General features: G+C 35.4%; 24 protein-coding genes and 3 tRNA genes. 11 read left to right on the forward strand and 16 right to left on the reverse strand.

Translation table 11 applies throughout. The features are described from left to right. Positions 1-126: 126 nt before the first annotated feature. The 11 genes from R1X58_RS03220 to R1X58_RS03270 all read right to left on the reverse strand — a co-directional run bounded on the left by R1X58_RS03220 (position 127) and on the right by R1X58_RS03270 (position 8,721). A complete protein-coding gene (locus R1X58_RS03220) occupies positions 127-861 on the reverse strand; it encodes a LuxR C-terminal-related transcriptional regulator (RefSeq protein WP_240571916.1) in 735 nt (244 codons plus the stop codon). A 165-nt stretch (positions 862-1,026) separates the two neighbouring features. Next, positions 1,027-1,101, reverse strand: a tRNA-Val gene (locus R1X58_RS03225). Positions 1,102-1,193: 92 nt separating this feature from the next. Beyond that, positions 1,194-1,268: transfer RNA gene (locus R1X58_RS03230), tRNA-Val, on the reverse strand. A 96-nt stretch (positions 1,269-1,364) separates the two neighbouring features. After that, positions 1,365-1,439, reverse strand: a tRNA-Val gene (locus R1X58_RS03235). Positions 1,440-1,501: 62 nt separating this feature from the next. Further along, a complete protein-coding gene (locus tag R1X58_RS03240) occupies positions 1,502-2,719 on the reverse strand; it encodes a bifunctional folylpolyglutamate synthase/dihydrofolate synthase (RefSeq protein WP_240571917.1) in 1,218 nt (405 codons plus the stop codon). Positions 2,720-2,723: 4 nt separating this feature from the next. After that, positions 2,724-3,572 (reverse strand): energy transducer TonB, encoded by an 849-nt coding sequence (locus tag R1X58_RS03245; RefSeq protein WP_240571918.1) that lies wholly within the window; start codon positions 3,570-3,572, stop codon positions 2,724-2,726. A 129-nt stretch (positions 3,573-3,701) separates the two neighbouring features. Beyond that, positions 3,702-4,097, reverse strand: a complete 396-nt coding sequence (locus tag R1X58_RS03250; RefSeq protein WP_188223425.1) for an ExbD/TolR family protein — start codon at positions 4,095-4,097, stop codon at positions 3,702-3,704. Continuing rightward, a complete protein-coding gene (locus R1X58_RS03255; protein WP_188214739.1) occupies positions 4,097-4,798 on the reverse strand; it encodes a MotA/TolQ/ExbB proton channel family protein in 702 nt (233 codons plus the stop codon). The genes R1X58_RS03250 and R1X58_RS03255 overlap by 1 nt, the downstream gene beginning before the upstream one ends. A 51-nt stretch (positions 4,799-4,849) precedes the next feature. Continuing rightward, a complete protein-coding gene (nhaD, locus tag R1X58_RS03260) occupies positions 4,850-6,247 on the reverse strand; it encodes a sodium:proton antiporter NhaD (RefSeq protein ID WP_240571919.1) in 1,398 nt (465 codons plus the stop codon). A 14-nt stretch (positions 6,248-6,261) separates the two neighbouring features. Then, entirely contained in the window at positions 6,262-7,488 is a 1,227-nt protein-coding gene (locus R1X58_RS03265; RefSeq protein WP_240571920.1) for a Glu/Leu/Phe/Val dehydrogenase dimerization domain-containing protein, read from the reverse strand. Positions 7,489-7,650: 162 nt separating this feature from the next. Continuing rightward, positions 7,651-8,721: an anhydro-N-acetylmuramic acid kinase gene (locus tag R1X58_RS03270; RefSeq protein WP_240571921.1), complete on the reverse strand. Its 1,071-nt coding sequence runs from the start codon at positions 8,719-8,721 to the stop codon at positions 7,651-7,653. A 94-nt stretch (positions 8,722-8,815) separates the two neighbouring features. Between R1X58_RS03270 and R1X58_RS03275 the strand changes: the two genes are divergently transcribed. From R1X58_RS03275 to R1X58_RS03295, 5 genes are all read left to right on the forward strand, one after another. Continuing rightward, a complete protein-coding gene (locus tag R1X58_RS03275) occupies positions 8,816-9,958 on the forward strand; it encodes an acyl-CoA dehydrogenase (protein WP_240571922.1) in 1,143 nt (380 codons plus the stop codon). A gap of 146 nt (positions 9,959-10,104) precedes the next feature. After that, the gene (locus R1X58_RS03280) at positions 10,105-10,440 is read left to right on the forward strand and encodes an arsenosugar biosynthesis-associated peroxidase-like protein (RefSeq protein ID WP_240571923.1); all 336 of its coding nucleotides are present in this window, start codon (positions 10,105-10,107) and stop codon (positions 10,438-10,440) included. A 44-nt stretch (positions 10,441-10,484) separates the two neighbouring features. Further along, complete coding sequence (gene arsS, locus R1X58_RS03285; protein ID WP_240571924.1) at positions 10,485-11,537, forward strand: arsenosugar biosynthesis radical SAM (seleno)protein ArsS; 1,053 nt, start codon at positions 10,485-10,487, stop codon at positions 11,535-11,537. An 11-nt stretch (positions 11,538-11,548) separates the two neighbouring features. Beyond that, positions 11,549-12,220, forward strand: a complete 672-nt coding sequence (locus R1X58_RS03290) for a TIGR04282 family arsenosugar biosynthesis glycosyltransferase (RefSeq protein ID WP_240571925.1) — start codon at positions 11,549-11,551, stop codon at positions 12,218-12,220. Continuing rightward, positions 12,217-13,029: a purine-nucleoside phosphorylase gene (locus R1X58_RS03295; protein ID WP_240571926.1), complete on the forward strand. Its 813-nt coding sequence runs from the start codon at positions 12,217-12,219 to the stop codon at positions 13,027-13,029. Before R1X58_RS03290 ends, R1X58_RS03295 begins: the two co-directional genes overlap by 4 nt. A 68-nt stretch (positions 13,030-13,097) precedes the next feature. On the opposite strand, the gene R1X58_RS03300 is transcribed toward R1X58_RS03295, so the two are convergent. Further along, on the reverse strand, positions 13,098-13,742 hold the full coding sequence (locus tag R1X58_RS03300) for a hypothetical protein (protein ID WP_240571927.1): 645 nt from the start codon (positions 13,740-13,742) through the stop codon (positions 13,098-13,100). A 252-nt stretch (positions 13,743-13,994) separates the two neighbouring features. Between R1X58_RS03300 and arsM the strand changes: the two genes are divergently transcribed. Then, positions 13,995-14,963 carry an arsenosugar biosynthesis arsenite methyltransferase ArsM gene (arsM, locus tag R1X58_RS03305; RefSeq protein WP_240571928.1) on the forward strand — a complete coding sequence of 323 codons (969 nt, stop codon included), beginning with the start codon at positions 13,995-13,997 and terminating at the stop codon, positions 14,961-14,963. Between the two features lie 9 nt (positions 14,964-14,972). Here the strand turns inward: arsM and R1X58_RS03310 are convergent, their stop codons facing one another. After that, positions 14,973-15,443: an Mpo1 family 2-hydroxy fatty acid dioxygenase gene (locus R1X58_RS03310; RefSeq protein WP_240571929.1), complete on the reverse strand. Its 471-nt coding sequence runs from the start codon at positions 15,441-15,443 to the stop codon at positions 14,973-14,975. 32 nt (positions 15,444-15,475) lie between these two features. On the opposite strand from R1X58_RS03310, the gene R1X58_RS03315 reads away from it, so the two are divergent. Together R1X58_RS03315 and R1X58_RS03320 are read left to right on the forward strand one after the other, a co-directional pair. Then, positions 15,476-16,360 (forward strand): sterol desaturase family protein, encoded by an 885-nt coding sequence (locus R1X58_RS03315; protein WP_240571930.1) that lies wholly within the window; start codon positions 15,476-15,478, stop codon positions 16,358-16,360. 60 nt (positions 16,361-16,420) lie between these two features. After that, the gene (locus tag R1X58_RS03320) at positions 16,421-17,926 is read left to right on the forward strand and encodes a carboxypeptidase-like regulatory domain-containing protein (RefSeq protein ID WP_240571931.1); all 1,506 of its coding nucleotides are present in this window, start codon (positions 16,421-16,423) and stop codon (positions 17,924-17,926) included. Here R1X58_RS03320 and R1X58_RS03325 read toward each other — a convergent pair whose 3' ends face one another. Next, positions 17,927-18,658: a metallophosphoesterase family protein gene (locus R1X58_RS03325; RefSeq protein ID WP_240571932.1), complete on the reverse strand. Its 732-nt coding sequence runs from the start codon at positions 18,656-18,658 to the stop codon at positions 17,927-17,929. A 111-nt stretch (positions 18,659-18,769) separates the two neighbouring features. Then, positions 18,770-19,777 carry a glycoside hydrolase family 113 gene (locus tag R1X58_RS03330; protein WP_240571933.1) on the reverse strand — a complete coding sequence of 336 codons (1,008 nt, stop codon included), beginning with the start codon at positions 19,775-19,777 and terminating at the stop codon, positions 18,770-18,772. Positions 19,778-19,872: 95 nt separating this feature from the next. Between R1X58_RS03330 and R1X58_RS03335 the strand changes: the two genes are divergently transcribed. The 3 genes from R1X58_RS03335 to R1X58_RS03345 are packed head-to-tail and all read left to right on the forward strand — an operon-like array spanning position 19,873 to position 22,535. Beyond that, entirely contained in the window at positions 19,873-20,319 is a 447-nt protein-coding gene (locus R1X58_RS03335) for a hypothetical protein (protein ID WP_317293006.1), read from the forward strand. Between the two features lie 36 nt (positions 20,320-20,355). Continuing rightward, entirely contained in the window at positions 20,356-21,048 is a 693-nt protein-coding gene (locus tag R1X58_RS03340; RefSeq protein WP_240571935.1) for a glycosyltransferase family 2 protein, read from the forward strand. Next, on the forward strand, positions 21,045-22,535 hold the full coding sequence (locus R1X58_RS03345; protein ID WP_240571936.1) for a cellulose synthase family protein: 1,491 nt from the start codon (positions 21,045-21,047) through the stop codon (positions 22,533-22,535). Before R1X58_RS03340 ends, R1X58_RS03345 begins: the two co-directional genes overlap by 4 nt. An 84-nt stretch (positions 22,536-22,619) precedes the next feature. Here R1X58_RS03345 and R1X58_RS03350 read toward each other — a convergent pair whose 3' ends face one another. After that, on the reverse strand, positions 22,620-25,247 hold the full coding sequence (locus R1X58_RS03350) for an MGH1-like glycoside hydrolase domain-containing protein (protein WP_240571937.1): 2,628 nt from the start codon (positions 25,245-25,247) through the stop codon (positions 22,620-22,622). Between the last annotated feature and the right edge of the window lie 132 nt (positions 25,248-25,379).

Here is a 25,379-nt window from a genome sequence, read left to right on the forward strand (position 1 = left end):
CAGGCACGTATTTACTTAACTCTCCCTAAGAATTAATTAATAGCTTAGCAAAGATTGCACTTTATCGATTGTAGAACAATACTCAATTTGAGTATTTTCAACTATAAGTAGTGTTAAAAATAACTTTTAAATGATATTATTATTCATTTTTATAATTCCGATGAGCTCTCCTGTGGAAGAAATATTGAATTTTTTCAAAATATTACGACGGTGAGTATCAACTGTATTGGAACTTATATTTAGCTTCTCTGCTATTTCTTTACTGGAATAATTCAGTACCAATAATCTAATAATATCGCGTTCTCGATTACTTACTGCATCTGTTAATAACTTTTGAGAAAAGTTGTTAAAGTATACCGTTTCATACTCATTTTTATCATTCAATTTCTTAGCCGTAGCACATATACTCATTTTAATTTCCGGAGCCAATACAGTATAATGCGCTAAACCAATTATAGGCTTATTAGCAAGATCAAACTCAATAGGCGTGGTATTTTGCACTATATTCATATAAATGCCATCTCCGTTCATTAAACGATAGTTCCAGGTATAACTCATCTTACTTCTATCTTCCAAAGCTATTTCACTTAATGTAAATTTCATTAACTCATTTAACGCCTGAAGCCATTGCTCAACATCATCAGGATGCATTCTCGCCCAAAAATACCGCATACCTTGAGAATCGAATAAATTTTTATCCAATCCTAAACAAGCAGTCATATTTTTACTAACATATTCAAAAGTAAGATCTCGAGTATTGGTAATACAGAAAAATGTAGAACTATAAGGAAGATACTCATCTAACTCTATAATTTTTTGAATATGCTCTTCTAAAGAAGGATGTTCGTAACACCGGAACACTTCTTTGTAAACCCCTTTAATTTCATTTAAATCCATAATAGCAATTTATGTGTTGTTCTAAATGTATTAAAAATATGCTGAATGGTAAGATATAAGCGAACTACAAATAAAAAATGGTATAAAATAAAAAATCCTAAAGTATATTATACTTTAGGATTTTTCCTGTGGGCGCGAAGGGATTCGAACCCCTGACCCCTTGGGTGTAAACCAAGTGCTCTGAACCAACTGAGCTACGCGCCCGAATATTTTCGGGTTTTTAGATAATTTCTAAGTGAAATTAATCTTTCAATATGTCATTAAAACTTAATTATTATTTAAGCTTTAAACTTTTGTGGGCGCGAAGGGATTCGAACCCCTGACCCCTTGGGTGTAAACCAAGTGCTCTGAACCAACTGAGCTACGCGCCCGAATATTTTCGGGTTTGAGTAAATTTCCAATTGAAATTAGCCTCACAATATGTCATTAAAAAACCTGATTCTTATATCAGGTATTTTGAACTTTTGTGGGCGCGAAGGGATTCGAACCCCTGACCCCTTGGGTGTAAACCAAGTGCTCTGAACCAACTGAGCTACGCGCCCTTCAATTAGGTGTGCAAATATAAGCTAGTTTTTGATTCTACAAAAACATTTTTTGTAAAAATTTAAATTATTTCGGCAACAACAAAAGTGCTTCCCCCAATAAAAACAAAATCGTTTTCTCCGGCATTTTTTAAAGCCGACTTATACGCTTCATTAACAGAACCATATGTTTGACCTTTCAAATTATGCTGAGCGAAAGTATTCATTAAAACTTCGGCATCTAAACCACGAGGAATATCTGGTTTACAAAAATAATACTCAGCTTTTTTAGGTAGTAAATCGATAATGGAACTAATATCTTTATCATTTACCACTCCAAAAACAATATGCAAAGCATCAAAAGTTTCTTTTGATAGTTGTTTCATCACGTAAGTAAGTCCGTCTCGATTATGCCCGGTATCACAAACGACTTTAGGTTCTGTTCGCAAGGTTTGCCAACGCCCTAATAGGCCCGTATTATCAACAACATGTTTAAATCCTTCAGTAATGTGTGTTTCTGAAATATTAAAACCTTTTAACTGTAATTGTTTTATAGCTTGCTGAACAGTTACTATGTTCTTCGACTGGTAATCTCCAATTAAATCTGAAACGTATGTTTTTGACGGTTGTTGATCTGCAAAAATAATTTCAGATTGATTTTCCTGAGCTAACATTGCAAAAACAGCTGTAGTCTCCTTTTGCGTTTCTCCTATTACTACAGGAACATGCGGCTTTATTATCCCTCCTTTTTCGAAAGCAATGGCATCAAGTGTGTTTCCCAAAAACTGTGTATGATCTAAACCTATATTGGTAATCACCGAAACTTCCGGAGTAACGACATTAGTAGAATCTAATCGTCCGCCCATACCCACTTCAACGACCGCAATGTCTACCTGCTCCTTCGAAAAATAATCGAAAGCCATACCAACAGTCATTTCAAAAAAGGACAACTGATTGCTTTCTAAAAATGGTTTGTTTTCTTCAATAAAATCAATAACAAATGATTCGCCAACCACGTTACCATTAATTTTAATACGCTCTCTAAAGTCCTTTAAATGCGGAGATGTGTACAACCCAACTTTATAGCCTGCTTCCTGTAAAATAGAAGCTAGCATATGACTTGTAGAACCTTTTCCGTTGGTCCCAGCCACATGAATAGATTTAAAATTCTGTTCCGGATGATTTAACTTTTCAACCAGTTTAATGGTATTCGATAAGTCTTTTTTAAAAGCCGACTGGCCCTGGCGCTGATACATTGGTAGTTGGGTAAACATCCAATTGATTGTATCTTGATATGTCATGATATTACTGACCTAATTTGAAGTTTACTTTTACATACCCTATTTGCCTTGTAGGCGCATTAGAGTCTGCTTGCCATTTATGAGATAAGGCAATTTTTCTTGCTGGTTCCAGTAAACAAGCTGCGGTATTAGTCGTTCCTCTCGCTCCTGGTTTAGCTTCAATAACATTACCATTTTGGTTAACAACAATTTCAACGATAACCATGCCAGATTCATTACAATCTTGTGTGTAGGTTTTAAAACTAGCTTTTCCTCTTCCATTTAACCCGTAGCCTACACCACCACTTCCTGATCCTCCAGATCCAAAATAACTTGGAGCATACGGATCGCCATCAAGCTGACCTTTATCGCCTGCTTTATTGTCGTCTCCTTCTCCTCCTGTTGCTGTTCCTTCAGATTTACTAACCCCACCAATTAACGCATCGAGCTTTCTTTTCTTTTCTTCCTGCTCACGCTTTTCCTTTGCAACACGCTCTGCTTCTGCTTTTGCCTTGGCATCGGCTTCAGCTTGCGCCTTAGCTTCTGCTTCCTTTTGCTTCTTGATAGCTATTTCTTCAGCATTATCAGCCGTTAAAACTTCTTCTTTTGCCACAGCGGCTTTTGTTGGTTCAGTTTTAGTAACTTCAGGTTCTGTTGGACGATTAATTTCGTTTGGTTCAGATTTTATAGGTTTTAATGGTTGAACCTGGCCTGAACCGAAATCGGTAGTTCCAAAATTAACTGCAACACCATATTCCTCAGGCGGATCCATATAAGGAGCTCCTACAACAAACAACAATAACAAAAGGATAACAGTAATTAAAACTGTTAACTTTGCTGAATCTTTTTCGTGCTTGGTTTCGAAATATTTCATCAGTTAATTTTAATATCTTTTTTTAATGTATTAAAAAGAAGAAATGTCCATGATTTTAAAGTCTACAAACCATAGACATTTCTTTTATAAGTCTCCTCGACAATTAAGTGTTATCGAGTTTTAGAAACCTTAGTTATTTGGTCTTACCGCCAGAATAACTTTAAACTTGTTTCTATTCGCAATATCCATAACCTTTACTACATTTTCCACAGGAACCGATTTCTCAGCTCTTAAAACAATGGTTGGTTTTTCTTCTGAAGACAGTAAGGCTAACAATTCGTTTTCCAATACACTTTCACCAACACGTTTTTGGTCTATATAATAGGTTAAATCTTTCTTGATACTAACAGCAATTGATTTTTTATTCTCCGTTTTACCACTCGCTTTTGGTAATAAAATATCAATAGCATTAGTTGTTACTAAAGTAGAGGCCAACATGAAAAATATCAATAACAGGAATACAATATCTGTCATTGATGCCATACTGAACTCTGGCGTAACTTTATTTCTTCCTTTTAAATTCATTAAATAGGCTCATTTAAATGATCTAAAAACTCTACCGAGTGTGCTTCCATCTGGTACACCACTTTGTCCGTTTTAACTACCAGGTGATTGTAAGCCATATAAGCGACAATACCAACAATTAAACCTGCTACCGTAGTTGTCATCGCTGTATATAAACCATCAGCTAACAGTTTAATATCGATTTGACCACCTGAGTTAGCAATCTCGAAGATAGATAAGATCATACCAATAACCGTTCCTAAGAAACCAATCATTGGTGCTGCTCCTGAAATGGTTGCAAGCACACTTACGTTTTTCTCTAAACTGTAAACCTCTAATCGACCAGCGTTTTCAATAGCTGTATTAATGTCGGCAAGTGGTTTTCCAATTCTTGAAATTCCTTTATTGATTAATCTTGATACCGGCGAATTGGCCTGAGCACATAACAGTTGTGCTGAATCAATTTTACCATGCGTTACATGGTCTTTAATCTGATTCATAAAATTTGCATCTATTTTAGCGGCTGCCTTAATAGCAAACAAACGCTCGAAATAAATGTAAATCGCTGCAACGAGCAACACAAACAAAAGTAGAATAATTACTTGACCAGCAACTCCCCCACTACTGATAAGCTCAATAATAGAGAGTGTTTTTTCAACAGGCACCTCATCGGTTAATAACTCGGCGCCTTCTTGAGTGTTTTGTAATAAAGTGTTAAGCATATAATTAAGTTTTGGGCAATTGTATAACGTTAATTTTCTAAATAAAGTATGTTAGAATAATGTTCTGGTAACCATAAATGCAGCTGCACCTACCAGAAACCCTATTAAAGCTAACCAAGAAATCTTTTTAAAGTACCAGAAAAAGTCAATTTTTTCCATTCCCATAGCTACAACTCCAGCCGCCGATCCAATAATCAACATACTTCCTCCGGTTCCAGCAGCATAAGCTATAAAGTGCCATAATTCATTATCCATCGGTTCGTGGAACATCCCTAAAGACGCAGCAACTAATGGTACGTTGTCAATAACTGCAGAACCTACTCCTAATAATAACACCACTAAATCTGAAACTCCTTCACCTACGTGAATTTCAGTTCCTAACATTGGCATGGTATCTTGTAATGCACCTGCGAAATTGAATAAAATCCCCAAAGATTCTAAAGCTGCAACAGCCATTAAAATACCTAAGAAGAATAAAATACTAGGCAACTCAATTTTTGATAATGAATGGTGAACCGGACTATGGTGTGCATGTGCATCACTCTCCTCGGCTCCAAACTCAGTCATACTGAATTTTGAACTGCTGTATATTTCAGCAAAAACAGCTACTACTCCTAAAGATAACATCATACCTACGTATGGAGGTAAATGCGTTACCATTTTAAATACAGGCACAAACACAATAGCACCTAAACCTAAATATAACATCGTTGCACTATACTTCGACTTTGGTTTATCGTCTTCATCCTCTTCTATTTCTAAATTACCTTTAAATACTGGCAGGAATGACGCGATAAAAGAAGGCACTGCCATACATAAAAATGATGGAATAAAAAGATAAACAAATAAATGATCTGAAGATACTTTTTTACCAATCCATAACATGGTTGTAGTAACGTCTCCAATTGGAGACCAAGCACCACCCGCGTTAGCTGCAATAATAATTAAACCAGCATACCAAATACGAATATCTCTTTCTTTAACTATTTTCTGAAGAATTGAAATTAAAACAATTGTTGCTGTTAAGTTATCGATGATTGCAGATAATACGAAAGCTAAAATTGAGAAAATCCATAAAATTTTACTCTTTTTCTTTGTCTTAACAAAGCTTTTAATTGTTGAAAAACCATCGAAATAATCAATAATTTCAACAATAGTCATAGCACCTAAAAGGAATACTAAGATTTCTGCTGTTTTACCTAAATGATGTAATAAAGTTTCTTCCATTAGGTGAAGCTTCTCATCATGACCAAAATCGCCAAAACCATCTAACAAGGCATGTTTGGCAGAATCGAACCAATTTGGAAAGCTATCTAAACCTAAAGATATTAAAGCCCAACAAATAGCCATCATTACTAATGCCGGGATAAGTTTATCTATTTTTAAGTTATGTTCAAGAGTAATGGCCAAATAGCCTAATACAAATACTAAAATAATCGCTGTTTCCATAAAAAATTTAAAAATTACACAAGTTGGCTGAGTGCGATTTCATATGCCGTGGCACTCACACCGGTTTTATCTTTGTTTTTACTATATACGTTTTCTATTGCTTCTTTAATTTTATTTGATGTATCATTAAATATCGCATCATCTGTCATTTGTACACGGCGTTCCATAAAATATGCAAATACACGTGCCATACCACAGTTTGAAATAAAATCGGGAATTAAACTCACCTTATTATCGGTATGTTCCATAATTGGTCCAAAGAAAATTTCCTTGTCAGCAAACGGCACATTAGCACCGCACGACACCACTTCAAGACCACTATCTATTAATTGATTAATCTGACTTTCTGTTATTAATCGAGATGCAGCACATGGCGCGAAAATTTCGGCTTGAATACCCCAAATTTCATCGTTGATTTCCTCAAAAGGAATTAAATTATCGCTCTCTAAAGTGTTGCCCTTTTTCGCAAGAAATAAGGCCTTAATCTCCTCAAACGTAAATCCTTCCTCATTAATTAAACCGCCTGCAATATCGATAATTCCAACCACTTTTGCACCCATTTGAGCTAAATAATATGCAGCCGCCGCCCCAACATTACCAAACCCCTGAATTACAACACGTTTACCCTGTACCTCTCCGCCGTAAATATTGTAGTAATGTCTTACAGCTTCAGCCACACCAAAACCTGTAATCATATCTGCAACGGTATATTTCCTCAAAACGTCCGGTGAATACTGTGGATTTTCAATTACTTTTATAACACCTTGACGTAACTGACCTATTCGATTAATTTTATCAGCTTCGGTTGGTTTAAAATGTCCGTTAAAAACACCTTCCTGCGGGTGCCAAACGCCACTTTCTTCGGTAATTGGAATTACTTCATGAATCTCGTCTACATTTAAATCGCCTCCGGTACCATAGTAACTTTTAAGTAACGGGGATACCACTTTATACCAACGCTCTAAAACGCCTTTTTTTCTAGGATCTTTAGGATCGAAATTTATTCCAGACTTTGCACCTCCAATTGCCGGACCAGACACTGTAAACTTAATTTCCATGGTTTTTGCCAAAGACAACACCTCGTTTACGTCAAGGCCTAATCGCATTCTGGTTCCTCCACCGGCAGCACCACCACGCAGCGAATTAATCACTACCCAGCCTTCGGCTTCGGTTTCTGAATCTTTCCAGTTGAATATAATTTCGGGAGTTTTATTTTCGTATTTTTTTAATAATTCTTTCATTGTTGATATTTAAAAATTGATTCGTTTTAGCTAAGTTTTGATTGATATACATTCCATGGATAATAAACTAAAGCGTAGCTATAATTGAGTCATTTTTAAACAGTTTAAAATTATTAATCCACAAATATATAAAACTAAAAATCCTAACAGATTAATTTTAGATTATTTTTCAGGAAGGTAGATTTTGCCGGAACTATGGTCTCTATTTGCTCCGGTTACACTTTGAAGACAGTTATTTTCATTACGAAGTTTAAGTACTCCCAAGAACCCAAAAATTAAAGCTTCTTTAAATTCCACTATGGCATTTTCAGGTATTAAAATAGTATTATTTGTATAATGCTTTAGTCTTTCTATTAGATAGGCATTGTAAACGCCACCTCCTGTAACATACACCGAAGCCAGTTCCTTTTTATTAATTTCAGCTGCCAACTGTATGGCAATATGTTCAACAAACGTGGATAGAATATCTTTAATTTCAAGTTGAAAAGCATCGATTAAAGGAAAAATATTTACTTTCACCCATTCTAAGCCCAGGCTTTTGGGGTATGCTTCCTTATAAAATCCTAAAGCATTCAACTTATCTAACAATTCTGCATTGACAGATCCCGAAGCTGCGATAGTACCAGAATCATCATAATCAAATCCTAATTGCTTTACATAGTGATTCAAAACAATATTTACCGGACAGATGTCGTAAGCAATACGCTTATCGTTTTCATCTGTTGAGATATTGGCGAAACCACCCAAGTTCAAACAGAAATCGTAATCAGAAAACAATAGCTTATCCCCTATCGGGACCAAAGGCGCTCCTTGCCCTCCATATTCTACATCCTGAACTCTAAAATCACAAACGACTTTTTGCCCTAAAACCTCAGCAAGCATCTGTAAATTTCCAATTTGGTAAGTTAACTTCTTTTCCGGCTGATGTAACGCCGTATGCCCGTGCGAACACACCGCATCAATATCATTTAAATTATACTTTTTAATAAAGTCACCTATTACACCTGTAATATATTTGGTATACGCGACATCTATAACTTTTAATTCTTCAAAAGTATTGGCAACCAAACCTGTCAATTGCTCCTCCCAAAATTTAGGATACGCAACAGTTTCACTATAAACAATATCAAACTGCCATTGCTTTCCTTTTTCAAAAATTACATAAACCAAATCGATACCATCTAACGATGTTCCCGACATCACACCTATTACCTTAAATTTATTTTTTGCCATACCCAACAAAAATAAGAATGGTTTTTAATAAATTATCATTAAAAAGCTATATTTGTGTATATTTTTTACCAAATAAACAAAATAACTAAGAATTATGAATTTTAATCTTTCCGAAGAACATAAAATGATACGGGATGCCGCTCGCGATTTTGCTCAAAACGAATTGCTTCCCGGTGTTATTGAACGTGATGAAAAACAACACTTTCCTGATGAACTCGTTAAAAAAATGGGCGACCTTGGATTTTTAGGCATCATGGTAGACCCGAAATACGGCGGAAGTGGCATGGATACCATTTCATATGTTCTTATTATGGAAGAGCTTTCTAAAATTGACGCTTCGGCTTCGGTTATTGTTTCGGTTAATAATTCTTTAGTTTGCTATGGTTTAGAAGCCTATGGTACCGAAGAACAAAAACAAAAATATTTAACAAAACTGGCCACCGGCGAATTCGTTGGTGCTTTTTGTTTAAGTGAACCTGAAGCCGGAAGTGATGCAACCTCTCAAAAAACAACAGCTATAGATAAAGGCGACCACTATATTTTAAACGGAACAAAAAACTGGATTACCAATGGTGGGCGCGCCGATGTTTATCTGGTTATTGCACAAACCGACAGAGACAAAGGTTCTCATGGCATTAACGTCTTTATTGTTGAAAAAGGCATGGAAGGCTTCCATATTGGACCGAAAGAAAACAAATTAGGCATCCGTGGAAGCGATACGCACACCCTTCAGTTTAACGATGTGAAAGTACCTAAAGAAAATCGCATTGGCGATGATGGTTCTGGATTTCGTTTCGCTATGAAAACGCTTTCTGGCGGACGAATTGGAATTGCAGCACAAGCCATAGGAATAGCCTCCGGTGCTTACGAACTGGCTTTAAAATATTCAAAAGAGCGTAAAGCTTTTGGTACCGAAATTTGCAACCATCAAGCTATTGCTTTTAAATTAGCCGATATGTATTCTGATATTGAAGCTGCTCGTTACTTAGTCATGCGCGCTGCCTGGGATAAGGACCAGGGTGCTAATTACGACGTTTCTAGTGCTGTGGCTAAATTACAGGCCTCAAAAACAGCTATGCAGCATACTACAGAAGCCGTTCAGATATTTGGAGGCAATGGTTTCGTAAAAGATTATCATGTAGAACGCTTAATGCGTGACGCTAAAATTACTCAGATTTACGAAGGCACTTCTGAGATTCAAAAAATTGTTATCTCAAGAAGTATCACTAAAAATTAAGTTCCACTTTTCAATTTCTAGATCAAAAAACCGAAATGTTTTTAAGTCCGTTATTTCCATTGTGAATAATGGACTTTTTTTGTTAAGAATTTTAAAACCTTTCGACTTTAAAACTGTAGATTTCTATCTTTAAACAAAAAAGAATCATGCAAAAAACATATTACGACCCAGCCGATTTAAAGAAATTCGGAAAAATATCGGAATGGAATGAAGAACTTGGCGCTAAATTTTTCGAGTACTACGGCAAAGTCTTTGAAGAAGGCGCGTTAACCGAACGCGAAAAATCTTTAATCGCCTTAGCCGTTTCTCATACTATTCAGTGCCCTTATTGCATTGATGCTTATACCGGTGACGGTTTACAGCGTGGAATTACCAAAGAAGAAATGATGGAAGCTTTACACGTGGCTGCTGCTATTCGTGGTGGTGCTTCATTAGTACACGGCGTTCAAATGATGAACAAAGTGAATAAACTGGACATGTAATACAACTTACATCTTTTCTTAAAGTGTAAAAGAACTTAGTATTTATGATTAAATCCCTTCACAAGCGAGAAAGTGACTTAGCTAACGCAAAAAGGCAGGTTGAAATCCTATCTAATGGTATTTTCCAACAAGGCGAATTACCAACCTTTAAAGCTAAAATTTCAGAAACCAATCAGTTTCCTTTAAAAGCAAAAAAGCTTGAAATTTTACAAATTAATGTAGGCTACATGTGCAACCAAACCTGTAGTCATTGCCATGTTGATGCCGGTCCAGATCGAAAAGAGATTATGAGTAAGGATACCATGCTTCAATGCTTAGAAGCGATTAAAAAAACAGGAGCTCACACTTTAGATTTAACTGGAGGTGCTCCTGAAATGAATCCTAATTTCCGTTGGTTTGTAGATGAAGCTTCAAAAGCTGGTATTAAAGATTTTATTGTTCGATCGAATCTTACCATCATTACCGCCAATAAAAAATATAACGATTTACCAGAATTTTTTAAAAATCATAATGTTCATGTGGTAAGTTCGATGCCACACTGGACCAAAGGGAAAACCGACAAACAACGTGGTGATGGTGTTTTTGATGCTTCTCTAAAAGCTTTAAAAATGCTGAATGATGTTGGTTACGGCATACCAGACAGCAACCTAAAATTAGATTTAGTTTATAATCCGTCGGGGGCATTTTTACCGGGCAATCAAGCAGCCATGGAAAAAGATTTCAAAAAAGCCTTGTTTGAAGACTTTGGTATTCACTTTCACAATCTATTCGCTTTAACCAATTTACCTATTAGTCGGTTTTTAGATTATTTAATTGCTTCTGAAAATTATGAAGATTATATGTATGCTTTGGTTGAGGCTTTTAATCCGAATGCAGTTAAAAATGTGATGTGCACCAACACGATTTCAGTAAGTTGGGATGGTTATTTATACGATTGCGATTTCAATCAAATGCTGGAACTTCCTGTAAATAGTATAGCTAAACACATTTCAGAATACAACGAAAACTTATTAGAAGGGCGCGACATTGTTATTTCTCAACATTGTTACGGTTGTACGGCTGGCGCTGGAAGCAGTTGCCAGGGCACTGTCGCTTAATTCACAAAAACATGGCATTTTTAAACAAAAAAGGACAAGATGATGATAACGACATGACGTTTGATTTTCATTTTCCAACATCGAAAAAGGCTTTAATTATTTTTACCCGCAATCCGGAATTAGGCAAATGCAAAACGCGACTTGCTAAAACCATTGGTAACGAAGCGGCTCTTAACATTTACAAACACCTGCTAAAACATACCGCTTCAGTCACTGAAAAATTATCTGTCGACAAATTTGTTTTCTATTCTGAAAACATCATGAAGGATGATTTATGGAACTCAGACATTTTTAAAAAGAAACTACAAACCGGCAACGATTTAGGAGAACGTATGCAACACGCTTTCACCGAACTTTTCAGCTTAGATTACCACAAAATTGTTATTGTAGGAAGCGATGTATTAGATTTAAATGCCGATATTATAAACGACGCGTTTCTCCAATTAAATAATAGCGATTATGTTATTGGTCCAGCAAAGGATGGCGGATACTATCTGTTAGGAATGACACGTTTAAATTCAGAAGTTTTCAAGAATAAAAACTGGGGAACCGAAACCGTTTTAAAGGATACTTTAGAAAATTTACAAAACAACAACGTTTACATATTACAAGAGTTAAACGATATTGATACCTTTGAAGATATTGAAGACTATCAAGAATTAAAACCGTATTACACCCAATGATTAAGATAATAAACGAAACTACAGATTACTTAAAAGGCAAAGGCTTCGACAATCCTGAAATAGGTATTATTCTGGGAACAGGTCTTGGCCAGCTTGTTAATGAAATTGAAATTTTGCACGAGGTTAGCTATAACCACATTCCAAACTTCCCGACTGCTACCGTAGAATTTCATAAAGGTAAATTAATTTATGGCGTTTTAGAAGGGAAAAAGGTTATGGTTATGCAAGGGCGCTTCCATTTATACGAGGGCTATAGCTTACCAGACGTCACGTTCCCGGTTCGTATTATGGAAAAATTGGGGATAAATACCCTATTAGTTTCTAATGCTGCTGGTGCAATTAACACCAACTTTAAAAAAGGTGAATTAATGCTTCTCGACGACCATATTAACCTTCAGGGTGATTCGCCATTAGCTTTTAAAGGTGTTGAACATTTAGGTGAGCGCTTTGTAGATATGAGTGCCCCGTACAGTAGCGAGATTAACTCGAAATTTAAAACCATTGCAAAAAATCATGGCATTACTTTACACGAAGGTGTTTATGCCAGTGTTTTAGGTCCGCAATTGGAAACCAGAGCCGAATACCGTATGCTGAAAATTATTGGTGCAGATGCAGTGGGAATGAGTACTGTTCCTGAAGTCATTGTTGCAAACCACTTAAAATTAAAAGTAGCTGCTGTATCTGTTTTAACCGATGAGTGTGACCCTGACAACTTACAACCTGTTGACATTACCGAAATTATTGAAATGGCTAAAAAAGCTGAACCTAACATGATTACCTTATTCCGTGATCTTATTAAGTCGTTATAAACTTCAACATATAACTCAAAAAAGAAAGGCTTGGTTTTCACCAAGCCTTTCTTTTTTATATCTAAAAATTAGTAACACGTACAATCCTCAATCTTGAAAATAATACCTAAACTGTGTTGCCAGTGTTTAGTTAAATAATCTTCAAACGAATGCTTGTAAGTGGTTTCCCAACTTAAACCAATGGTTTCAGAAAACCAGTATTTTAAACCTACACTTGCATTGATAGTTGCAGCGCCAACTAAATCATCAGTTCCGTTAGCTGCCGAAAGCATATTATACTCTCCTTCCTGAATCCAAGTATATCCTAAACCTAAACCAGCAAAAGGCTCTACTTTTTCAGAATCAAACAGGTTATTGATATTTGTATTGATCATGGCATCGAAGCCTAAATAAGTCAATTTATCAACTTCAACTCGAGAATCACCTGTAAATTCACCCCATTTTCTTAATTTATTAAAAGAGGCTCTTACACTTACAAAAACATCATCATTTATGTATCTGGCAACCTTAACAGTTGGTAAACCAATATTCCAGTGATCGTTAACATTAAAGAACTCATCTAAAAACGGACCTTGGGGCGCATCCTCTCCCACCGAATACACATTTACCGCATTAATTCCTGCTTCAAAAACCCATGGACTGCCTCCATATTTTTGGGCAAATGCAGATAAAACAAACACCATTGAACATAAACTCAAAAAAATCTTTTTCATACTTTTCAGTTAAATATTAATAAATTTAGGGCTGGCGAAATTAGCAATTTTAGGTTATTTAAAACGTCACAACAACAACTCATATTGCTTTTCCTTTGAGTTATTCGATGAATGACATGAAATTGCAAACCCGACCCTGTATTTACGAGATGACCGAAAAAAAAGATGTTATCCATTATAAATTTGATGAACTTCACTGTTATTTTTACATCGGCATCCCGACCTAACTTTTATTAAAAATTAATACACCAAATGAGTTACCTTGAAACCACCCACAATGTTTACAAAGAAGCTGCTCTAACACCAGATGTTGGTTTATGTTGCACCACTAACCCCATTTGGGAGCTGCCTGGATTAAAAATCCCGAAGATTATGCAGGAAATGAATTATGGTTGTGGCAGTACAGTTCATGCTCGCGATTTAACCAACAACCCTAAAATGCTTTATGTGGGTGTTGGTGGTGGTATGGAACTTTTACAGTTTTCCTATTTTAACCGTGAGATTGGTGGTGTTATTGGAATTGATGTGGTAGATGAAATGCTGGAAGCATCAAGAAAAAATTTTAAGGTAGCCGAAACTATAAACCCATGGTTTAAAAGTGAATTTATCGACCTTAAAAAAGGAGATGCCTTAAGCCTTCCTGTTGAAGATAATTCTATTGATGTTGCAGCTCAGAATTGTCTCTTTAATATTTTTAAAGCTGAAGATTTAAAAAAAGCCATCTCAGAAATGTACCGTGTGTTAAAACCTCACGGACGTTTAGTTATGAGTGACCCAACTTGCGAACAGCCTATGAACGACATCCTTCGAAACGACGAAAGATTACGAGCTCTTTGTCTAAGTGGAAGCCTGCCAATTAACGATTATATTAAAATGCTTACTGATGCCGGTTTTGGAACCATTGAAATTCGCGCCAGAAAGCCTTACCGAATTCTTGACCCAAAAAATTACGCAACCGACGAACTTATATACATTGAATCTATAGAAGTGGCAGCTATTAAAGACCCAATGCCTGAAGATGGTCCATGTGTATTTACAGGAAAAGCTGCTATATACTTTGGTGAAAGCGGTTATTTTAATGATAAAAAAGGGCATATTCTCCTAAAAAATCAACCTTTAGCTATATGCGACAAAACAGCCAATGCTCTGGCGTCTTTAAACCGAGATGACATCTTTATAAGTAAATCTACCTACCATTACGATGGTGGTGGCTGCTGTTAATTTTCCGTTTTAAAATTTAAAAATATGGCTCAGTGTCCACGCTGGGCCAATTAATAAAAACTGAAGTTCTTTTAAAAAGGAAGGTTTATTTCCTTCATGCTTGTGACCAATAAACTGAAACACCCATGCTATGGCAAAAACAATTAACATAATCACCCATAAAGGAGCAATACCAAAACCATCTACAACCTGAATTCCAAAAAGTACCAAAACAGAAAACAGAAGCATGACAACAAACAATTTAAAAGACAATTTCAAATAATAGAACATCACCAATAAAATTCCTAAAGTCCCGAAATGCAAATAAGATTTTATCCATTCAGGGTTGAAATCTGCAAACAAATTTCCTATTGGGATACAAGCCAACAAACCAACAATTGAAAAGAAAATGGCAGGTACGCATACATAATGAATCCGTTTATTGTATGCTGTTTGATGGCTTTCGGAATACTCAGCCAAAAGGCTATTTAATGTCCTCATAATGTCTTATTTTTACGTTTAGTTTAGTCGCTATGGATAAATATATAGAAATAATACAAAAGTCTTACACCGGTTACTGGAATTACCTAAAGCACGAATTAATTACCATTAACCATTGGGACAATTACTTCTATGGTCTCATTTTTATTTCGTTAGCGGTTTGGCTTTTAGAAATTATTTTCCCGTGGCGAAAACAACAATCCATATTTAGAAAAGACTTTTGGTTGGATACCTTTTATATGTTTTTCAACTTTTTTCTTCTGAATTTAATCGTACTCATTGCTTTATCGAATACAGCGGCTCAGTTTTTTAACGATTTCTTATCTGTTCTTGGATTAAGCATTTCCAGCTTCCAACTTTTTGATGTTGATGCCCTTCCAAAAGTGTTAGGCCTATTTATCTTCTTTATTGTTGGCGATTTTATTCAGTGGAATACGCATAGACTTTTACATCGTGTTCCCTTACTTTGGAACTTTCATAAAGTACATCACTCTGTTAAAGAGATGGGCTTTGCAGCACATTTACGCTACCACTGGATGGAACCTGTAGTTTATAAATCACTACTTTATATCCCTATGGCAATTATTGGTGGTTTCGACGCTCAGGATGTAGCAATCATCCACTTTTTCAATATTACCATCGGGCATTTAAATCATGCCAATCTGGGTTGGAACTACGGCCCATTAAAATACCTTTTAAACAATCCGAAAATGCACATCTGGCATCATGTTAAAGATTTACCTAAACAAGTTAAATATGGTATTAACTACGGCATCACTTTAAGCATTTGGGATTACCTGTTTAAAACGGCTCATATACCATACAACGGTCGCGATATTGAACTAGGTTTTGAAGGTGACGAAGACTTCCCAAAAGATTTTTTAAATCAGGAATTGTACCCCCTAAATAAAAAATAATCAACTGATTATTACATTATAAACGGTGAATCGTCTATTTTTATAGTAAACAGCAATACTATGAAACTCACCTACACCTTCTTTTTTTGCTTTTTATGGCTTCATTTTTCTGTAACTGCCCAGGAAACTATTAAGGCCACTATTTTAGATTCCATTTCAAAAAGCCCCATTCCATTTGCAACCATTTCAACTACCAACAATTTTGGTGTCATAAGTAATGAATATGGTGAATTCCAAATTAATCTCAACAGTACAGACCAAATCGATTTAACTATTCAGTGTTTAGGTTACGAAAGCAAAATTATTCCGTTAAAAACATTTAAAGACAGTATTGTTTTGCTTCATCCTAAATCCATTGAATTAGATGAAGTGCTGGTTTCCAACAAACATTACACTGCAGAAGAAATCATTGATAAAGTAAAAGATAACCTGCTACAAAATTATAGTACAGATATTTCCAAAAATACGCTGTTTTCGAGAACGTCTTTCAATACAAAAATGCAGAAACAGGAGATTGATATTGAAAAAAGTAGTATTCCAGAACTTAATCAGGCCTTTATTGACAGTGTGATTCAATCACTTCCAAAAAACAACGACTACCATACCGAACTTTTAGGCAATCTATATACTAACAACTATAGCCATTCTCAGAAACTCGAAGTCATTAAAGCCTCAAAATTATATAATAAAGACACCGAAATCAATTTAAAAAGTTTTGAAACCAAACTTAAAGATATCGCTCAAAAACACATAAAACGGGATTCGTATATAAAAATAAAATCGGGTTGGTTTGGTACCAAGGAAAGTATAGACTCTTCGTTTTTTGAAACTGAAGAAGCTAAACAATCCAAGGCATTGCTCGACGAGCAGGAAACAGATGAAAACACTCGAAAAGAACTCTTTTTTATGAGCAATAAGCAAGCTATATCCAACTTAATTAATAAAAGCTTTATTTCCGAAAAAAGCGACCTCAACTTCATCCATAAATCCAGCAAATATGAATTTCAGCTTTTAGATTATGCTTTTTTGAACGACGATTTTGTTTATAAAATAAGTTTCACACCTAAGCGTGGTGCCGATTATCAAGGCATTCTATATATTAATACCGATGATTTTGCTGTGGTTCGTGTTGATTACAGAAATGTAAAAGATTTAAGAGACTTTAGTTTACTTGGTATTTCAATCAAAGAATATAAAAAAGAAGGCACTTTAATTTATGGTAAAAATGAAGACCATAGTTATACTTTAAGATTTGCTGAAAACATACAAGGTCATAATATAGGCATTAAAAGACCTTTAAAAATTGTTGAAAAGAATAAAAACACCCAAGGCCGAAGAAAACAAAACGAACTGGTTTCAGATATTCATTTCATCCTTTCAAGTTCATCGAAACAGGTTCTTGTTATTTTTGAAACCCAAATGATATCTGAAAGCAAATTCAATAATTTTAAGGAAAACCCAAAAGTAAAACCAACCTATTTACCCAAATATGATCCAGATTTCTGGGCGGGTTACAACGTTATTGAACCCAATCAGGCTATCAAAGATTTTAAAATCATGGAATAATTATCCTCTGTTTCGTCCTTTTTCGCCAGGATACAGATCTTTAACAATATCGCTTTGAACATAAGCTTTGGTTTCTACATTCATACAGGTAATGCGTCCGAAAAAAGCAGCACCGGTATCAATATTCCATACATTGGCCGCATTCATAGGTTCAAACGATCCAAAGTTTATGGTTGGAGTATGCCCGATAAAAATTTCGTTGTAATGCTTTAACCTATTTGGGTATCTTGATGAATTCTCATCGATGCTTTTATCCAGACCTAAAGCCATTTCCCAAAGTGTTCGATCTGTTGAAAAACTACTAACCATTGGCTCCTTACTCACCCCATGCATTGAAGTAAATCCGGCATGAATGAACAACCTGTTCTCATCATCTATATGATACCAAGGCATGGCTTTAAAGAATTCATGATGCAGTAGTTTTTCCTCCTTTGAAAAAGTAGCGTAACTGTCCATGGTTTCCTTTCCACCATGAATATACCAGGTCGGATTCACGTAATCGGATTTCAACCAGTCTTCGCACCACACATCATGATTTCCCTTGATAAAAACACAGTTTATTTTTTCAGATAAATCGATTAAAAACTCGATAATTTGAGCGGACTCACTCCAACCATCAACATAATCGCCCATAAAAATTAAAGTATCCTCCTCTTTAACTTCTAATTGATTTAATACCTGAATTAAAGCTTTAAAACCTCCGTGAATATCACCAATGGCATATGTACTCATGCTTTCTTTTTTATGCAAAACTAAGAGATTCCCTTAAAACTAATAAGAATGAAAAGTTATTTTAAGTTAAAATTGAAGATTTCATGAATACACAAAACAAGCGCTAAAAAATTAATAACGAGCGTACCAATCTTTAATAAAAACCTCAACGGGTTTATTTTGTGGTGTAAACATAAAATTCTCACTTCCTCCTGATGTTTCATGTTTATGATGCCACTTCCAGAGAAAACCGCCCGCAAACCAGTTTTCATCCCAACAGGTTTCAAATAAAGCTTGTGTTGCATTTAATTGGGCTTCCAAATTAACGGTATTCATTTGTCTATCGGATTCCCAAGGACGTTTCCCTGCATAATCTACACTTCGGTAACCAAACTCGGTAAACAAAATGGGTTTCCTTAAATTTTCTGAAAACATTTCTAAATCAGCTTTATAGTTTGTCCAACCTTGTTTGCAATCTTCAACTGTAGGCGTCAGCAAATCACTTACAGGAAAATAAGCATCAATTCCAATATAATCTAACGCATTCCAAAACGGAGTCCTATTATATTCATTCCAATTGGCGGCATAGGTTAATTTCCCTGAATAAATTTCTCTAATATGTTTAATCAATTCGAACCAGAATTCAGGACGATGGTCTATAAAGGTTTCAAGTTCGGTGCCTATACAAAATAATTCAACTTTTGTCTCTTCAGCTACTTTAGCAAAATCTAAAATAAAATTCGAATAAGTTTCTTCAAGTTCTTTCCAGGCTTCTTCAGAACTCATTTTTATTTTTCCGGTAAATTCGCCTCGACTTACCCATATTTGAGGTTTCACCATCACCCGAAATTGCTTGGCTTTAAAAGCATTTACATACTGCTCTACTCCTTCTTTGGTTTCACCAAACCATTGTCTATTTGAATTGTACGTAATCCGAGGGTGCTCTAAATTACGTATAAACCCAAAAGGCATTATTGCGACATAATTTGCATGAAGTTCAAGAACCGGTTTTATATGTCCGTTGTTTATTGAATCTCTCGATGCAACAAAACTAACACCATTAATCTTTTTGTTTGCATTGGAAGTTATATCGCAACTACTCAGCAAAACCATTAAACCTATAATTATAAAACATTTCATACCTGAAAAATAATGCTATATTTAATTAACATAAATGTTTATTAAACCTTTTTTTGAAAGGTAGCCATGCATTATATGACAAATTGAAAAAAATTATGAGCGAATTAAAAACCAAAAATCAAGAACCTAATATTTTTAAATGGGCTTTTAAATTTGCTGCATCAGCAGGTATTGCCGGCATTTTATGCTGTGTTGCACCTGCAGTTTTATTTATGTTTGGGCTAATGGGAGGCATTTATGCCATATCGTTTGCCGATTTTTTTTATGCTGAAGATGGCTCGGTTGGGTTAGGCTCTTGGATTTTACGTGTCATCGCAGTCCTAATAGGTGTTTATGGCATTTTTATGTTTAGAAAAAAACAAAACCAATGTTCTATTGACCCAAAACGTAAAAGAAAAAATTTAATTTTAGTTACCCTAATCATAATAATTTTAGGTATTGGTATTTTTCTTTCTTTAGAAAAATGGTCGTCTTGGTATTTTGACAAGCATATTGTTCCTGCCCAGCAAAAAGAATATCTTCAGCAGCACCAAACAAATTAAAACTAAATCATATTTTCTCTTTGTATTTCACCCAATATGACCATAATTAACGTTATCATTCCTGCCTACAACGAGGCAGATTCCATTGCAAAAGTTATTAATGACATTCCTGATATTGTTGATGAAATTATTGTTGTTAGCAATAACTCCACTGATCTTACTGAGATGAATGCAAAAAATGCTGGCGCCACCGTGTTAACCGAAAACAACAGGGGTTACGGCTATGCCTGCTTGAAAGGCATGCAATACATTGAAAATAAGATTGAAAAACCAAATATTATTGTATTTTTGGATGGAGACTATAGCGATTACCCAGAAGAATTAACCAAAATAGTGCAGCCTATTATCGAAAAAAATGTAGACTTTGTTATTGGTTCTCGCGTAAAAAATCTACGTGAACCCGGGTCCATGACAGGACCGCAAATTTTTGGCAACTGGTTGGCCACAAACCTGATGGCTTTATTCTTTTCTGCGAAGTATACCGATCTGGGACCTTTTCGCGCTATTAAATATGATAAACTATTGAATTTAAACATGATAGACAAGACTTACGGTTGGACTATAGAGATGCAACTAAAGGCTTTGCAGCAAGAATTATCGTACACAGAAATACCTGTAAATTATAGAAATAGAATTGGTGTCTCAAAAGTTTCAGGAACCATAAAAGGTAGTATATTTGCAGGCATTAAAATCTTAGGTTGGATTTTTAAATATAGTATTAAGAAATGATTTTAGAAACAACAGTTATCATTATTTATAGTGTTGCACTACTGCTAATCTTTATGTATGCTTTAGCGCAATTAAATCTTCTTTTCAACTATCTGTCATCAAAGCGATGTAAAGAAAGTTGTGAGACGTTCGATTTATCGAATTCAGACGAAGTGCCATTCGTCACCATCCAATTACCGGTTTATAACGAAATGTACGTTATGGAGCGTTTATTAGATAATATTGCTAAAATCGATTATCCAAAGGACAAACTTGAAATTCAAGTCCTTGACGATTCAACCGACGAAACAGTAGAATCTACTCGCGAGCATGTTGAAAAACTGCAAGCAACAGGATTAGATATTCAGCACATTACCAGAACTAACAGAACTGGTTTTAAAGCCGGAGCCTTAAAAGAAGGTCTTACAATCGCCAAAGGTGAATTTATTGCCATTTTCGATTCGGACTTCTTACCTGAAACAGACTGGTTAAAACGTACTATTCCGTTTTTTAAAGACGAAAACATTGGTGTTGTACAAACCCGCTGGGGGCACTTAAACCGTAACTATTCGTTATTAACAAAAATTCAGGCGTTTGCTTTAGATGCTCACTTTACTTTAGAACAAGTTGGAAGAAACTCTAAAGGACACTTCATTAACTTTAACGGTACGGCTGGTGTATGGCGTAAAGAATGTATTCTTGATGCCGGAAACTGGGAAGGCGATACCTTAACGGAAGATTTAGATTTAAGTTACCGTGCACAGTTAAAAAACTGGAAATTTAAGTATTTAGAAGATGTTAAAACTCCTGCCGAATTACCAGTAGTAATAAGTGCTGCACGTTCTCAACAATTTAGATGGAACAAGGGTGGTGCTGAAAACTTTAGAAAAATGCTTTGGCGTGTATTAAAAAGCGAAAACATTTCTGCTAAAACCAAACTTCATGGTTTATTACACCTTTTAAACAGCACGATGTTCTTAAACGTATTAATCGTTGGTATTTTAAGTATCCCGATGTTATATATTAAAAATGAGTACACGCATTTAAAACCTTACTTCTACGTGATGAGTTTCTTTGTGATTAGTACCATTATTTTCTTTGTATGTTACTGGTTTATGTATAAGAACACGTATGGTGGTGGTATAAAGAATTTCATTAGATACATAGGTATGTTCTTTGTATTCTTCTCAATAGCTATGGGCTTTTCTTTACACAACTCAATTGCTGTATTAGAAGGTCACTGGGGTAAGAAAAGTGAATTTGTACGTACGCCAAAGTTCAACATCAATACACTAAAAGACAGCTGGAAGAAAAACAAGTACCTTAAGAAAACGATTTCAATTCACGTTGTCTTTGAAGGTTTACTTATGCTTTATTTCGGATTTGGAATGTACAGCGCTTTCATCGTAGGAAACCAAGGTGGAGACTTCGGACTATTCCCTTTCCACTTAATGTTATTCGTAGGATTTGGATATGTATTTATTAAATCATTAACCTCTAAAGTATAATTAAGAGGGTTCAAGATAAAACCATAAAAAAAGGCTTGCTAAGTAATAGCGAGCCTTTTTTATTATTCAAAAGTTTCAATTGATTTAATCTTCATCCATTTCCATTATTAAGTTAGCTATTAAAGCTGTCCAGCCTGTTTGATGAGAAGCTCCTAACCCTTTTCCGGTATCGCCATCGAAAAACTCATAAAACAAATGCTCGCTTTTAAAATGTTCTTCTTTTGCGAACATATGATTTTCATCATCAGAATGGTATTGATATTTTCCATCTTCATTACGTTCAAAAAGCTTTACCAATCTTTTAGTTAATTCATTCGCTATTTGCTTTAGTGTTAATTTATTTCCTGAACCTGTTGGAAATTCATAGGTGTATTTATCTCCATAAAATTTATAATACTTTCTAAGCGATTGAATAATCATATAATTTAATGGCATCCAAATTGGGCCGCGCCAGTTAGAATTACCACCAAACATATTCGATCGGCTTTCACCGGGTTCATACTGAATTTGATGATGACCATGGTATAAAAACACAAACGGATGTTTTTCATGATATTTTGAAAGTGACCGAATACCATAATCAGAAAGAAATTCATCTTCATCCAATAAACGCTTTAATAAATGCTCCAACCTGAATCCTCTCATTATTGCAAACAGGTAATTACCTTCCTCGTTGGTGTGATCTAAATTAGAAATCAACGAAGCCAAATCCGGACGCGTTCTGATAATCTCATTGGCTTTACGTCGAAACTTTTTCAACTCTTCAAACAAATCTTCATGCATAATTTCTACAGCAAACATAGGAATAACACCTACCAGCGATCTTACTTTTAATCGTTCGGTTGCACCAGATTCCATTTCAACAACGTCGTAATAGAAATTATCTTCATCGTCCCAAAGCGATATATCTTTTTGACCAATATGATGCATGGCCCACGCTATATTTAAAAAGTGTCTGAAAAACTTAGCTGCTACTTCCTCATATATTTTGTTGGTTTTAGCCAATTCTAAAGACATTCGCAGCATGTTTAAAGTAAACATAGCCATCCAGCTTGTTGCATCGGCTTGCTGCATTCTGGTAATTCCAGGAGGCATATGATTACGGTCGAAAACACCAATATTATCTAATCCCAAGAATCCTCCCTCAAATAAGTCGATACCGTTTTTATCCTTTTGATTAACCCACCAGGTGAAATTTATAAGTAATTTTTGAAACACAGTCTCCAAAAATTTGGTATCTCCCTTTCCGGTATATTCTTTATCTTTTTCGTAAACCTGCCAAACTGCCCAAGAGTGTACGGGTGGGTTTACGTCACTAAAATTCCATTCGTAAGCCGGAATTTGTCCGTTGGGATGCATATAATTTTCCTGAAGTACCAATTGCAATTGCTCTTTAGCAAAATACGGGTCTATTTCAACAAACGATGCCATATGAAACGCCAAATCCCAAGCCGCATACCAAGGATATTCCCATTTATCAGGCATAGAAATAACATGCCTGTTGGTTAAATGCTGCCAACTGTAATTTCTTAGGTTTATTCTATCGGGTTTAGGCTCTCCTGGACCTCCAAATAACCATTTAAACACATCGTAGTAATAAAACTGTTTGGTCCATAATAATCCTGAAAAAGCAGCTTTAGCGACCTTTTGATGTGTCTCCGGAACATGAGCTTCTATTGTCTCATTATAGAAGGCTTCACATTCTTGTAATCGTTGTAAAAAAATGTCATCAAAACCCTGAAAAGGAGATTCCATTTTATCTTTACTCAGTCTGACCTTCACACTTCGTTCCTCACCAGGTTTTAAACTAAACTTATACCAAATGGCTAGTTTAGATCCTGTTTTATCTGGATTTACAGATGCCTCACCATTAATAACATGATTATTTATTCCGTCTTTCACATAATCGACATCGTTAGGCACATTGTAAATTCGTTTATTATTAGTCTCATTTTCACAGAACAACTGTTCGCCGCCTTCATGATAAAAATAATAACGCCCATTTCTAACACTTCTCGCAATAACTGTTTCGTCTTGCGAGGTAGACAACCTCATACTTGGGCGCTCAAAACGTTTGTTATGCTTCCAGAAATTTCGATACCAAAGGTGTGGTAAAACATGAATGTCTGCAGCCTTCTCTCCTCGATTTACAACCGTAACTTTTAGCAAAATACCATCTACATCAGCCTTGGCATATTCAATATAGCAATCGAAATACGCATTATTCTTAAAACAGCCGGTATCAAGAATTTCATATTCCGCTTCGTCACGACTTCTACGATTTCTATCCACCAAGTCACTATATGGAAATGCATTATGAGGGTACTTATAAAGATATTTGTTATATGAATGTGTTGGTGTAGATACCTGATGAAAATAAAGCTCTTTAACATCTTCGCCATGATTTCCCTGATTATTGGTTAACCCGAATAAACGCTCCTTTAAAATAGGGTCTTTACCATTCCAAAAGGCAGGTGCCATGCATAAAATTTCACGTGAATCACAAAAGCCACCAATACCTTCTTCTCCCCAACGAAACGCATTACTCCTCGCTTTATCATGATCTATAAACTCCCAGGATTCTCCATACAAACTATAATCTTCTCGAACGGTTCCCCATTGCCTTTCCGCTAAATACGGCCCCCATTGTTTCCACTTTCTATAATTATCTTCGGTATGCAATCGTTGTGCTTCAGGTCCTTTTTGCTTCATATCAATCTTTCTTTTGGTTAGGGATTAAGCCTCTAAACGTCAACTAAGAACTGTTACGGACTCACATAAATTTAAGTTTTTTATTTCCAAAAAAATCCTTTCATTCAAAGAATTAGCTAATTGACTTTATTA

This window comes from Aestuariibaculum lutulentum (assembly GCF_032926325.1).
Lineage (GTDB): Bacteria > Bacteroidota > Bacteroidia > Flavobacteriales > Flavobacteriaceae > Aestuariibaculum > Aestuariibaculum lutulentum.